Origin of the sequence: Rhodocista pekingensis (assembly GCF_042665545.1) — a bacterium.
GTDB classification, from domain to species: Bacteria; Pseudomonadota; Alphaproteobacteria; order Azospirillales; family Azospirillaceae; genus Rhodocista; species Rhodocista pekingensis.
The window spans coordinates 202,832-215,447 of sequence record NZ_JBHTCM010000028.1 but is presented as its reverse complement, the minus strand read 5'-3'; the positions used below and the strand labels follow the sequence as shown (position 1 = coordinate 215,447).

Annotated in this window: 11 protein-coding genes; 4 read left to right on the top strand and 7 right to left on the bottom strand. The window is 71.0% G+C overall.

Going from position 1 to position 12,616, the window contains the following annotated elements; translation table 11 throughout:
* Positions 1-6: 6 nt before the first annotated feature.
* On the bottom strand, positions 7-1,092 hold the full coding sequence (locus ACFQPS_RS19490) for an efflux RND transporter periplasmic adaptor subunit (protein WP_377360939.1): 1,086 nt from the start codon (positions 1,090-1,092) through the stop codon (positions 7-9).
* 106 nt (positions 1,093-1,198) lie between these two features.
* On the opposite strand from ACFQPS_RS19490, the gene ACFQPS_RS19485 reads away from it, so the two are divergent.
* Both ACFQPS_RS19485 and ACFQPS_RS19480 read left to right on the top strand, forming a co-directional pair.
* Positions 1,199-1,882: a TetR/AcrR family transcriptional regulator gene (locus ACFQPS_RS19485; protein WP_377360937.1), complete on the top strand. Its 684-nt coding sequence runs from the start codon at positions 1,199-1,201 to the stop codon at positions 1,880-1,882.
* A 314-nt stretch (positions 1,883-2,196) separates the two neighbouring features.
* Entirely contained in the window at positions 2,197-3,462 is a 1,266-nt protein-coding gene (locus ACFQPS_RS19480; protein WP_377360935.1) for a sensor histidine kinase, read from the top strand.
* Here ACFQPS_RS19480 and fghA read toward each other — a convergent pair.
* Positions 3,410-4,261, bottom strand: coding sequence for an S-formylglutathione hydrolase (gene fghA, locus ACFQPS_RS19475; RefSeq protein ID WP_417715226.1), 852 nt, complete (start codon positions 4,259-4,261; stop codon positions 3,410-3,412). The two genes, ACFQPS_RS19480 and fghA, sit on opposite strands and share 53 nt — an antisense overlap.
* A 73-nt stretch (positions 4,262-4,334) precedes the next feature.
* Entirely contained in the window at positions 4,335-5,447 is a 1,113-nt protein-coding gene (locus tag ACFQPS_RS19470; protein WP_377360931.1) for an S-(hydroxymethyl)glutathione dehydrogenase/class III alcohol dehydrogenase, read from the bottom strand.
* 211 nt (positions 5,448-5,658) lie between these two features.
* Between ACFQPS_RS19470 and ACFQPS_RS19465 the strand changes: the two genes are divergently transcribed.
* On the top strand, positions 5,659-6,183 hold the full coding sequence (locus ACFQPS_RS19465) for a glycine cleavage system transcriptional repressor (protein ID WP_377360930.1): 525 nt from the start codon (positions 5,659-5,661) through the stop codon (positions 6,181-6,183).
* A 25-nt stretch (positions 6,184-6,208) separates the two neighbouring features.
* Here the strand turns inward: ACFQPS_RS19465 and glpK are convergent, their stop codons facing one another.
* Both glpK and ACFQPS_RS19455 read right to left on the bottom strand, forming a co-directional pair.
* Positions 6,209-7,705: a glycerol kinase GlpK gene (glpK, locus tag ACFQPS_RS19460; RefSeq protein ID WP_377360928.1), complete on the bottom strand. Its 1,497-nt coding sequence runs from the start codon at positions 7,703-7,705 to the stop codon at positions 6,209-6,211.
* A gap of 180 nt (positions 7,706-7,885) precedes the next feature.
* Positions 7,886-8,905: an Ldh family oxidoreductase gene (locus ACFQPS_RS19455; RefSeq protein WP_377360926.1), complete on the bottom strand. Its 1,020-nt coding sequence runs from the start codon at positions 8,903-8,905 to the stop codon at positions 7,886-7,888.
* Positions 8,906-9,078: 173 nt separating this feature from the next.
* Here ACFQPS_RS19455 and ACFQPS_RS19450 point away from each other — a divergent pair, with 173 nt between their 5' ends.
* Positions 9,079-10,614, top strand: coding sequence for a S10 family peptidase (locus tag ACFQPS_RS19450; protein ID WP_377360925.1), 1,536 nt, complete (start codon positions 9,079-9,081; stop codon positions 10,612-10,614).
* Here ACFQPS_RS19450 and glpD read toward each other — a convergent pair.
* Both glpD and ACFQPS_RS19440 read right to left on the bottom strand, forming a co-directional pair.
* Positions 10,586-12,136: a glycerol-3-phosphate dehydrogenase gene (glpD, locus tag ACFQPS_RS19445; RefSeq protein ID WP_377360924.1), complete on the bottom strand. Its 1,551-nt coding sequence runs from the start codon at positions 12,134-12,136 to the stop codon at positions 10,586-10,588. The genes ACFQPS_RS19450 and glpD overlap by 29 nt on opposite strands.
* A gap of 99 nt (positions 12,137-12,235) precedes the next feature.
* A complete protein-coding gene (locus tag ACFQPS_RS19440) occupies positions 12,236-12,574 on the bottom strand; it encodes a hypothetical protein (RefSeq protein WP_377360922.1) in 339 nt (112 codons plus the stop codon).
* Positions 12,575-12,616: the final 42 nt, after the last annotated feature.

Below are 12,616 nucleotides of genomic sequence, written 5' to 3'. Positions count from 1 at the left end.
GCGGCCTCAGCGGTCGATGGTGGCAGTCTGCGGCCCGGCGACCGTCACCGGATCGCCGGGCCGGAGATAGGCCGCCCCCGTCGCCACCACCTGCTCGCCCGGGGCCAGCCCGCCCGCGATCAGGGTGAAGGGGCCGTCCAGCCCCGCGACGGTCAGCATCCGCCGCGACACCCGGCCGGTCTCCGGGTCCAGCACATAGACCGTCGCCTCCATGCCGAAGCCTTCCAGGATGGCGGAGGAGGGGATGGCCAGCAGGCCGGCGTCCGCCCCCGCCACCGGGACGATCCGCACCCCGACGATGCGGCCGCTGGCCAGCCGCTCCGGTGCCGCGTCCAGGGCCAGCTCGACGTCGAAGACACCCGTGCCGGGGCTGCTCTTGGCGGCGATGCGGTCCACCGTCGCCGGCAGCGTGCGCCCGTCCAGCAGCACCTCCGCAGCATTGCCGGGCGCGATCCGGCCGATGTCCCGGTCGGCCAGCCCGACCCGCACGATCAGGCCGCTGCCGCGGTCGCCCAGGGTCAGCACCGGCGCGCCGGCCGGCACGATCTCCCCCGGCTCCACCGGGCGGGACAGCACCACGCCGTCGGCGGGGGCGGTGATCTCCGACAGGCTGCGGTTGAAGGCAACGGCGTCGCGCCGCGCCTTCGCGGCCTGCAACGAGGTCCGCGCCGTCTCGATCCGCGACAGCTCGACGAAGCCCTTCTCCAGCAGCGGTTCCAGCCGGTCCAGGTCCTGCTGCGCCCGGGTCACCGCCGCCTCCGCCTCGCGGAGCTGGGCCGACACCTCCTCCTGGTCCAGGAGCGCCAGCCGCGCGCCCTTGCGCACACTGTCGGCCACGTCCACGCTGATCGCGGCGATGCGGCCGGAAACCTTGAAGGAGAGCGGCAGTTCACGCTTGTAGGCGACGGTGCCCGTGCCGCGGACGAGACTTGCGCCCGGCGCGGGAACCGCCTCGGCCACGGTGACCACGACCGGGGCCGGGCCGGCCGCGGCCTCCCCCGCTTCCGGCCGGCCGCAGCCGGTCAGCAGCGGCGCCGCGAGCACCAGGACGGTGAGGGCGAGGGTGACGGGGAGCAGCGGCGCGCGTACCATGGCACCCTCGACCTGACGGTGTTAAGTTTACGGTGTTAGGTTAGCGTCATCCAGGGGTTCGTCAATGGCTTTGCGGAAGGTTCACGCAAAAAGGGAGGAAGCGGGCATGCGGGAGGCGGCGGAGCCGTCCGGGAACGAGCGACCCGGCGGCCGCGGCCAGCGTCTGCCCGCGGCCGAACGCCGGGCACAGATCCTCCGGGTGGCGCGCGACCTGTTCGTGCAGGAGGGGATCGAGCGCACCTCGCTGCGCCGCATCGCGGACGGCGCCGGGATCACCCCGACGGCGATCTACGACCATTTCGCGGACAAGCAGGACCTGCTCGCCGCCGTTGCCGGCGACTTCCTGGACGGGCTGATCGTCGCCATGCAGGAGGAACCGGCCGATCCGGCTGATCCCCTGGACCGGCTGCGGGCGCTGGGCCGCGGCTATGTCCGTTACGGCGTCGGGCATCCGCATGAATACCGGCTGGTGTTCATGACGACGCTGCCCGCCTTCTCCCCCGTGCCGGGCCACCGCGCCCCGCCGGGCGCCGATCCCGTCTGTCCGCCCAACAAGGGCATGCAGTCGTTCGGCGTGCTGGAGGCGGAGATCACCCGGCTGCTGGAGCTTGGTCTGCTGGTCCCCGGCAACCGCCATGCCTATGCCGACGCCCTCTGGGCCACGATGCACGGGATCGTGTCGCTGCTGATCACGCACGCGCACTTCAACTGGACGCCGATCGATGAACTGGTCGGGACGGCGACCGACATGCTGCTGCGCGGGATCAGCGTCCCGGGTCGCCTTGCCTGAAGGGCAGGACGGGGGTTGCCGCTCTCTGCTGCGAGTAAGGGCTTTATATTCAACGCCCATGAGGGGATTCTGTTGTAACGGGTGCTCCTCTTCCGCCGGTACGGGAGCGGCGATTTACCTTTTCCCCTCTCCGGGTGCCATGTATCATTTCGACTGAATGTCAGGTCTTTTCCCTTTCCCGCTTTCTTCCGGTAAGGGTGTCTTCCACGGCCCTCTCCGCAACGACAGGCGGTTCCCGGGTCGGGGCGGGCATTATCCGCAAGGTGTCCGGTTCAATCCCACGCATATCCGCGTCGGTTTCTGGCAGGCGCACCATGGATGACTTCAGGCAGGCCCTCTACGAAGGGGTGCTGGTCGCGTTCGGCAAGGCGATGGCGAGGTTCGACGGTTTCGCGCAGGGGGAGGTCATGCGCGATGTCGGTCGGGAACTCATCGAATACCTCAACAGAAAGGGTCTGTGCTTCAAGGAAACCGGCTCCGTTTCGGATCTGGAGGCCCTGATCCGACTGTTCGTCGACAACGGCTTCGCCGAGAGTGTCGAGATTGTGCCGGCCGACCGTGGCAGCACCTATGTCTGGCGGAATCTCTACGGTGCGCCCGCCTATGCCGAGCTGCACCGCTTCTCGGACAATCCGTTCCTGGCCTGTCCGCTCAATCTCTGCCTCTATGATCTGGCCGAGAGACGCGGCGTCCGGATGCTTCTGCACCGCAAGGCTTTCGGCCCCGGCTGCCATGTCGTCGAATCCCAGTACGAGATCGTCCCCAAGCCGCCGGAGGCGGAGGAACGGGACCAGCTCGTCGTCCGCAGCGCGACCCTGGTCGAGCAGGCGCGCCAGCGCGAGGCCGAGCGGAGCCGCTTCCTCGCCCACGCCAGCCACGATCTGCGCCAGCCGGTGCAGGCGGTCTCCATCTTCACCGAACTGCTGGTCCAGCGGCTGGCGGGGACGGAGCACCAGGGCACGGTCGACAAGCTCCAGCAGGCCGTGGCGGCGACGCAGAACCTGCTGAATGCCCTGCTCGACGCGGCCGTCCTCGATTCCGGGCAGGTCCAGCCGCACGTCTCGGCCTTTCCGCTGGGGCCGCTGCTGGCGTCGCTCGCCGATCAGGTGCGGGAGGAGGCGGCGGCGAAGCGGCTCCGGCTCCGCATCGTCCCCACGTCGGCGTGGGTGGTCAGCGATCCGGTCCTGCTGGAGCGCCTGCTCCGTAACCTGCTGCTGAACGCCCTGCGCTTCACCTCCTCGGGCGGCATGCTGCTGGGCTGCCGGCCCCGGGGGCGGCAGCTCGCGCTCTGCGTGGTGGACAGCGGCATCGGCATTCCGGCCGACAAGCTGAAGGCCGTCTTCGAGGACTTCACCCGCCTGGGGGAGGGCGACGGCAGCAGCCGCGGCTTCGGGCTGGGGCTGGGCGTGGTGCGGCGCATGGCCGGCGTGCTGAACCACGGGATCGAGGTCCGTTCGACGCCCGGCCGCGGCTCGACCTTTGCCGTCCTCGTCCCGCGGGCGGCGCCGGGTGGCGCCGCCTCCGGTATCAGCCCCGCTCCGTCAGACGGGCCGCATGCCAGCGCAGATGGTCCTCCATGAAGCTGGCGATGAAGTAGTAGCTGTGGTCGTAGCCTGGCTGCCGGCGCAGGGTGAGCGGGATGCCGGCCCCGGCGCAGGCCGCTTCCAGCAGGTCGGGGCGGAGCTGCGTCTCCAGGAACTGGTCGGCCCCGCCCTGGTCCACCAGCAGCGCTTCCAGCCGGTGGCCGTCCTCGATCAGGGCGCAGGCGTCGTAGGCGCGCCAGTCCCGGCGGTCGGGACCGAGATAGCGGCCCAGCGCCTTCTCCCCCCATGGGCAGGCCATGGGGGCGGCGATGGGGGCGAAGGCGGAGACGGAGCGGAAACGGCCCGGATTCTTCAGGGCGATGGTCAGGGCGCCGTGGCCGCCCATGGAATGGCCGCTGATCCCCTGGCGCGTCCGGTCGACGGGGAAGGCGGACGCCAGCACCTGCGGCAGTTCCCGGGTGATGTAGCTGTACATCCGGTAGTGCCGCGCCCAGGGGTCCTGCACGGCATCGACATAGAAGCCCGCCCCCAGCCCGAAATCGTAGGCCCCCTGCGGGTCGTCCGGCACGCCGTCGCCGCGCGGGCTGGTGTCGGGGGCGACCAGCATCAGGCCCAGCTCCGCCGCCACCCGCTGCGCCCCGGCCTTCACGGTGAAGTTCTCCTCCGTGCAGGTCAGGCCGGACAGGAACCAGAGCACGGGGACGGGGCCGTGCTCCGCCTGCGGCGGCACGAAGACGGAGAAGCGCATGGGCGTCCCCGTCTCGGCGGAGACATGGCGGTGGATGCCCTGGATGCCGCCGAAGCAGCGATGGCGGCTGATGGTCTCTACGGTCATGCTCGCGCCGGTCATGGCCTGCCTGTCGGTTGCCGGGTCCCCGGGATGCCCGTCGTCAGTAGACGACGGCTCGTCAGTAGACGACGACGGAGCGGATGCTCTCGCCGTGGTGCATCAGCTCGAAGCCATCGTTGATCTTCTCCAGCGGCATGGTGTGGGTGATCAGATCGTCGATGTTGATCTTCCCCTCCATGTACCAGTCGACGATCTTCGGCACGTCCGTCCGGCCACGCGCCCCGCCGAACGCGGAGCCCTTCCAGACGCGCCCGGTGACGAGCTGGAACGGCCGGGTCGAAATCTCGGCCCCCGCCGGGGCGACGCCGATGATGATGGACTGGCCCCAGCCACGGTGGCAGCACTCCAGGGCCTGCCGCATCACCTGCACGTTGCCGGTGCAGTCGAAGCTGTAGTCGGCACCGCCGCCGGTCAGATCCATGACGGCCTGCACGACCTTGTCGCGGCCGACCTCGTCGGGATTGACGAAGTGGGTCATGCCGAACCTCTCGGCCATGGCCCGCTTGGCCGGGTTGATGTCGATGCCGATGATCCTGTCCGCCCCGACCATGCGGGCGCCCTGAATCACGTTCAGCCCGATGCCGCCCAGGCCGAAGACGGCGACGCTCGCGCCCGGCTCCACCTTCGCCGTGTAGATCACGGCGCCGATGCCGGTGGTCACGCCGCAGCCGATGTAGCAGACCTTGTCGAAGGGCGCGTCCGGCCGGATCTTCGCCACCGCGATCTCCGGCAGCACCGTGAAGTTGGAGAAGGTGGAGCAGCCCATGTAGTGGAACAGGGGCTCCCCGTTCCGGCTGAACCGGCTGGTGCCGTCGGGCATGACGCCCTTGCCCTGCGTCGTGCGGATTGCCGTGCAGAGGTTCGACTTGCGCGACAGGCAGGTCTTGCACTGCCGGCATTCGGGCGTATAGAGCGGGATCACATGGTCGCCCACGGCGACGGAGGTGACGCCGGGCCCGATCTCGCGGACGATGCCGGCCCCCTCATGCCCCAGGATGGAGGGGAAGACGCCTTCCGAATCCTGCCCCGACAGGGTGTAGGCGTCGGTGTGGCAGATGCCGGTCGCCATCACCTCGACCAGCACCTCGCCGACCTTGGGGCCGGTCAGATCGACCTCCATGATCTCAAGCGGCTTGCCGGCAGCGACCGCGACGGCGGCTCGTGTCTTCATGATCCCTCCCCGGTGTTTCCGGTCCCGGCCTTCCGCGGCCGGATTGCGTTGCCACTGTTGTTCCCCGCGCGGGCGGCGGGGGCCGCATCCTAGCAGAGGCGGACCGGAATGCGACCCCGGAACCGGCGGCGCGCATCGGTCGCGGCGGAACGGCGGTGAAGCGGCCGCCGGACATGGTATAGATGGCACGACGCGAAGCAGGAGACAGGGGATGCATGTTTCGGCAATCCTGACGGTCATCGGCCGGGATCGGCCGGGTCTGACCCAGGCGCTGGCGGACGTCGTGGCGGAAACGGGCGGCAACTGGGGCGACAGCCAGTTGGCCCGGCTCGGCGGCCACTATGTCGGGTCGGTTCTGGTGGAACTGCCGGCCGGCAGGCTGCCGGCACTGGAGCAGGCGCTGGGACGCCTGCCCGACGATCTGACCGTCACCCTGGTGGAGGTGACGCCGGAGCCCCACCCGCCGGAGGGCAGCCGCTTCTCGGTGAGCCTGGTCGGTCAGGACCGCCAGGGCATCCTGCGGGAGGTATCGTCCGTCCTGGCCGAGATGGGGGTGAACATCGAGAGCCTGGAGACGGGGCTGGAGCACGAGGCCTGGACCGGCCAGAAGCTGTTCCGCGCCGACGTGCAGATCTTCGTGCCGGCCAGCCTGCCGCTGGAGGTGGTCGCCGACGCGCTGGAGCACATCTCCGGCGAGATCATGGTGGACATCAACCTGTCCGAGGCGCTGCGCTGACAGCCCGCCTGCGGGGCGCGCCGGGTCAGCCCGGCGCCCCGCTCAGGGTCCGCTTGACCGCCTCCTGCCAGCCGGCCAGCAGGGCCGTGCGGGTGGCGGCCGGCATCGCCGGGTCGAAGCGCCGGTCGCGCTGCCAGACCCGTGTGAACTCGGCGAAGTCGCCATAGACGCCGGCCTTGCGGCCCGCCAGATAGGCGGCCCCCAGGGCCGTCGTCTCCATCACCACGGGGCGGTCTACCGGCAGGTCCAGCAGGTCGGCCAGGAACTGCACCATCCAGCCGTTGGCGACCATGCCGCCGTCCACCCGCAGCGCCGCGGGCACCGCCCCGTCCTCGCGCATCGCCGCCAGCAGGTCGCGGGTCTGGTAGCACGATGCCTCAAGCGCGGCGCGGGCCAGATGGGCGCGGCTGCTGGCGCGGGTCAGGCCGGTCAGGCTGCCGCGGGCCGCGGCGTCCCAGTGCGGCGCGCCCAGGCCGGTGAAGGCCGGCACCATGTAGACGCCGCCATTGTCCGGCAGGCCGGCGGCCAGCGCCTCCGTCTCCGCCGCCGTGCGGACGATCCCCAGCCCGTCGCGCAGCCACTGCACCGCCGCCCCGGCGATGAAGATGGAGCCCTCCAGCGCATAGTCGGTGCGGCCGTCGATGCGATAGGCGATGGTCGTCAGCAGCCGGTGCCGGCTCGCCACGGGCGTCGCGCCCGTGTTGACCACGACGAAGCAGCCGGTGCCGTAGGTGCTCTTGATCGTGCCGGGCTCGAAACAGCACTGGCCGATGGTGGCGCCCTGCTGGTCGCCGACCAGCCCCAGGACCGGAATCGGGCGGCCGAACAGGGCCGGGTCCGTCTGGCCGAAGCTGTCGGCGCTGTCCTTCACCTCCGGCAGCAGGGCGGCGGGCACCCGGAACAGGCGCAGCAGGTCGGGGTCCCAGTCCTGGGTGTGGATGTTGAACAGGTTGGTGCGGCTGGCGTTGGTCGCGTCGGTGGCATGCACGCGCCCGCCGGTCAGCCGCCAGAGCAGGAAACTGTCCACCGTGCCGAAGGCCAGATGCCCCGTCTCCGCCCGCATCCGCGCGCCGGAGACATGGTCCAGCAGCCACGCCGCCTTGGTCGCGGAGAAATAGGGGTCGAGCAGCAGGCCGCTGCGGGCCTGCACCATCGTCTCGTTCCCGTCCGCGGCCAGGGCGGCGCAGTCGGCGGCGGTGCGGCGGTCCTGCCAGACGATGGCGTTGTGGATGGGGCGGCCGGTCTGCCGGTCCCAGATCAGCGTCGTCTCGCGCTGGTTGGTGACGCCGATGGCGACCACCCGCGCCCCCGTCGCCTCCGCCGCCTGGAGGGCCTGACGGGAGACCTCTAGCGTCGAGCGCCAGATGTCCTCCGGATCATGCTCGACCCAGCCGTCCGCCGGATAGTGCTGCGGGAACTCCGTCTGGGCCACGGCCAGCACGGCCGCGCCGGCGTCGAAGACGATGGCACGGCTGCTGGTGGTGCCCTGGTCGATCGCCAGGATGCAAGGCCTCTCCCCCATCGCGTCGCCTCCCCGAATGCCGGCCAGGTCGCCTGTCGCCCCGGTCCGGTTGTCGGCCACTTGCGGTTCCGGCCGGAACCGTCCCGTCACCGGACTAACACGCGCGGGGCCGTGGTGCGACGCCCGGCTTGCCGCGCCCCGCGCCGTCCCCCGCGGTGCGGGCAGGCGCGACCGCCCGGATCAGGCCGCCGCCTCCAGCAGGGAGAGGATCTCCGCATGCAGGGTCGGCGGCAGGGCGATCCCCTCCCGCGCGGCGCGGGCGCGGTTCTCCAGCCGCCGGCTGCCCGGCGGCCGCACCCCCGGTTCCCGCGCGAAGGCGGCGATCAGCTCGCCCATGCGGGAGAGGAAGCGACCGTCCGACGAGGGGGCCGGGTCGATTGCCACCAGGGTCTGCCCCAGGCCGGGCGGCGGGCCGACATCGTCCAGCAGGCTCGACGCCTCCCAGCCGAAATGGCTGGCCGTGAGCGCCGCCGACAGCACCTCCACCATCAGGGCGAGCGCCGCCCCCTTCGCCCCGCCGATCGGCAGCATGGACCCTTTCAGCGCCGCCGCCGCGTCCGTCGTGGGATTGCCGTCGCGGTCCAGCGCCCAGCCCTCCGGAATCGGCTCGCCCAGTTGCTGCGCCGCCATCACCTTGCCGCGCGCCACCTGCGACAGGGCCATGTCGATCACGAGCGGCGGGCCCACCGGCACCGGGGCGGCGATGGCGACGGGGTTCGTGCCGATCATCGGCTGGCGCCCGCCCCAGAAGGCCATGGCCTTGGGCGCGTTGCCCAGCAGCAGCCCGACCAGGCCGCGGTCCGCCAGCCGCTCCACCACGGCGCCGGCCTGCCCGAAATGGTGGGAGCGATGGATGGTGGCCAGGGCGATTCCCTGGCTGTGGGCCAGCGGCTCGATCTCCGCCACGGCCAGATCCAAGGCGGGGTAGGCGAAGCCGTGCGCCGCGTCCACCCGCAGCACGGACGGCGCCAGCTTCCGCACGCTGGGCCTGGCGAATCCGTCCACCTTGCCGTTGCGGCTCTGGGCCGCATAGCAGGGCACCCGCGACAGGCCGTGGCCCTTCTGCCCGTCCGCCTCCGCCTGGACCAGGGCGCGGGCGGTGGCGCGCGCAGCGTCCGGGCTGGTCCGGCAGGCGACCAGGGCGTCCATGGCGAGGCCCTCGGCCTCCTGCAACGTCATGCGGATCGGGCCGCTCATCATGCGCGCTTTCGTGTCTCGGAACGGGATCGGGCCGGATCGGATTGTGCGTCGGTCGGGTGCGTCGGTAAAGCGTGCTCCGCGCAGCGGGCGCAGACCGGGACCTTGCAGGATTCCCTTGTCTGCCAGACCTTTACCGTTATTGTCGGCAAGTCCTTTACCAATCGAAGGAAAGAATGATGCGTGTCGGTGCCTTGCTCCCGGCCTTTCTGCTGGCGCTCGCGGTCGCGTCGCCCGCTCTGTCCCAGGACGCGAAACCCCCTGCCGGGAAGGAGGCGGAGAAGGCGGCCGACCTTCCGGAGCCCCGGACCTGGAAGGTCGAGCGCAGCGGCACCTTCGCCGGTACCAAGATCGACTACTCCGTCGTGGCCCACGAGACCCGCCTGAAGAACGACAAGGGCGAGCCGGTGGCCGACATGTTCTCCATCGCCTATCTGCGCCAGGGCGTGAAGGACCCCAGCCGGCGGCCGGTGACGTTCCTGTTCAACGGCGGTCCCGGCTCGGCCAGCCTGTGGCTGCACATGGGCGTCTTCGGCCCGCGCCGGATCGACGTGCCCAGCGACGGCGGCAATGCCGGCGCGCCGCCCTATCCCATCGTGGACAATGCGCAGACCATCCTGGACGTCACCGATCTGGTCTTCATCGACCCGGTGGGCACCGGCTACAGCCGTGTCGTCGGCAAGGGGGAGGAGAAGGACTTCCTCGGCGTCTCCGAGGATGCGCGCTCCGTCGCCAAGTTCATCCGCCAGTGGCTGAGCGACAACAAGCGCTGGAACTCGCCCAAGTTCCTGGGCGGGGAGAGCTATGGCGCCGTCCGCACGGCCGCCGTGGCGAAGGAACTGAGCAAGGGTGATTCGTGGGTGTCGCTGAACGGTCTCCTGCTGATCTCCGGCGCGGTGGATTTCGCCACGCTGGATTTCGGCCGCGGCAATGACGAGGCCTACTGGACCTTCCTGCCGTCCTACGCGGCCACCGCCTGGTATCACGGCAAGGTGCCGAACAAGGGCAACTTCGAGGCGTTCATCGAGGAGGCGCGGCGCTTCGCGCTGGAGCGCTACGCCCCGGCCCTGCTGAAGGGCAACCGGCTGACGCCGGCGGAGCGCGCCGCCATCGTCAAGGATCTGGCCCGCTTCACCGGACTGTCGGAGACCTACATCGACCGCGCCAACCTGCGCGTCAGCGCCGCCCGCTTCCAGAAGGAGCTGCTGCGCGACCAGGGCAAGACCATCGGCCGCTTCGACGGACGCTACACCGGCGAAGACTTCGACGATGCCGGAGAGACCTTCGACAACGATCCGTCCTATTACGGCGTGGCCGGGGCCTATACGGCCGCGATCAACGACTACATGGAGCGTGATCTCGGCGTCGACATGGACCGGGAGTACAAGGTCCTCGGCTCCATGTGGAACAAGTGGAACTGGTCGGTGGGGGAGAATTCCAGCCGCAACGGCTACATCGACGTCACGCCCTGGATCGGTCAGGCCATGCGCGAGAACAAGGACCTGCGCACCCTGTCCGCCAGCGGCTACTACGATCTGGCGACGCCCTTCTTCGCCAAGGAGAACACGCTCAACAACAACGGCGTCCCGACGGAGCGGGTGACCTTCACCTACTACCAGGGCGGCCACATGATGTACGTGAACAAGCCGGCCCTGGACAAGCTGGTCGATGACGTCCGGAAGTTCATCCAGGCCGGACTGAAGCAGGAGTAGGGGCGGGGGCGCGCTCCCCCGCGAACCAGGCGCCGACGTCTGCCCTGGCGTCGGCGTCCAGGTGCAGTCCCAGCCGGGACCGGCGCCACAGCGCATCCTCGCCGGTCCTTGCCCATTCCTCGCGGCGGAGGTGGTCCAGTTCCGCCTCCGTGACGCCGCCGAAGTCACGCCCCAGTGCCGCCAGCGAGCGGGCGTCGCCCAGCACCCGCGCGATCCGGGTGCCGTAGGCCCGGCAGAGCCGGTGCCGCATCGCCGGCGGCAGGAACGGGTAGCAGCGGGCGGTTTCCGCCTCGAAGTGCTCGAAGTCCCCGCCGGGAATGTCGCCGCCCGGCAACGTCGCGCCCTCCGTCCAGGGGGCGGCGTGTCGGCCCAGCCGGGGCAGCAGCTTCGCCAGCGCATCCTCCGCCAGCCGGCGGAAGGTGGTCAGCTTGCCGCCATGCACGGTCAGCAGCGGCGCCCCGTCCTCCTGTCCGTCTGCCGGCCCGTCAAGGTCCAGCGCATAGTCGCGGGTCACCGCCGATGCATCGGCGCTGCCGTCGTCATGCAGCGGGCGCACCCCGGCGAAGCTCCAGACCACGTCCGCCGGCGTCGGCGCCCGCTCGAAGTAATCCGCGACGACGCCGCAGAGATAGGCGGTCTCCTCCGCCGAGGCGGTCACCGCCGCGGGATCGCCGCTCACCGGCACGTCGGTCGTGCCGATCAGGCTGAACGCGCCCTCATAGGGAATGACGAAGACGATGCGGCCATCGGCGTTCTGAAGGGTATAGGCCTGTTCGCCTTCGTAGAGGCGGGGCACGACGATGTGACTGCCCTTGACCAGCCGCACCCGGCGCCCTGCCGGCCGGCCCAGCAGCGCCTGCACGGCGGCGACCCAGGGGCCGGCGGCGTTGACCAGGGCGCGGGCCCTGAGCGGCGTCCGCCGGCCGGTTCCGGTATCCTCAAGCTCCGCCTCCCAGAGATCGCCGGTCCGGCGGGCGGCGGCGAGGCGGGTCCGGGTCAGGATGCGGGCGCCGCGCTCGTCCGCATCCAGGGCGGACAGCACCACCAGCCGCGAATCCTCGACCCAGCAGTCGGAATAGGCAAATCCCAGCCTGTAGAGCGGCCGCAGCGGGCCCCCCGCGGGATCGGTGCGCAGATGCAGCGTCCGCGTCGGCGGCAGGCGCGAGCGGACACCCGGCCGCCAGCCCAGATGGTCGTAGAGGAACAGTCCCGCCCGCAGCATCCAGGCGGGGCGCAGCCCGTCATGGTGCGGCAGCACGAAGCGCAGCGGCCGGATGATGTGCGGCGCCGCGCGCAGCAGCACCTCCCGTTCCGCCAGCGACTCCCGCACCAGCCGGAACTCCCGGTGCTCCAGGTAGCGCAGGCCGCCATGGATCAGCTTGGAACTGGCCGAGGAGGTCGCGGCGGCCAGATCCCCCTGCTCGCACAGCACGACCGACAGGCCGCGGCCGGCCGCGTCGCGGGCGATGCCGGTGCCGTTGATGCCGCCGCCCACCACCAGCAGGTCCACCGGACCGTCCATCCGCCGCCTCCGTCCGTTCCGGGGACCGTCAGGCCCCCGGGCGAGTGTGCGGGGCGCGCCGGCCGGGCACAAGCCGCAGGCCGGGGCAGATGCCGGCTGTCAGTCCGCGGCGGGGCCGCGGCCGGTCAGGCGCTGCCAGAGGGAGCGGCGGCGCGGCCGGACGGCGCGCTTGGCGATGTCCAGCTTCTCTTCCAGGTAATCGACCTTGAACAGCAGGCCTTCGCGGTGGCGGCGCACCTCGCCCAGCTCGCGCGCCTCCTCCAGCCGCTGCTCCTGCACCGTCTCCAGGCGGCGCTGCAACTCGTCGATGCGCGCCCGTGCCAGCATCAGCTCACGGGTCAGCCGCTCCACCAGCGGCGTTTCGGCGCCGGGCGCCGGGTCGGGATCGCCGCGCAGGGCGGCGGCCGCCTCCCGCAGGGGCGTCTCCTGGGATGCCATGCTCACGTCCTCCTGGGTCCGCCGGCACGATGGACCAGCGGC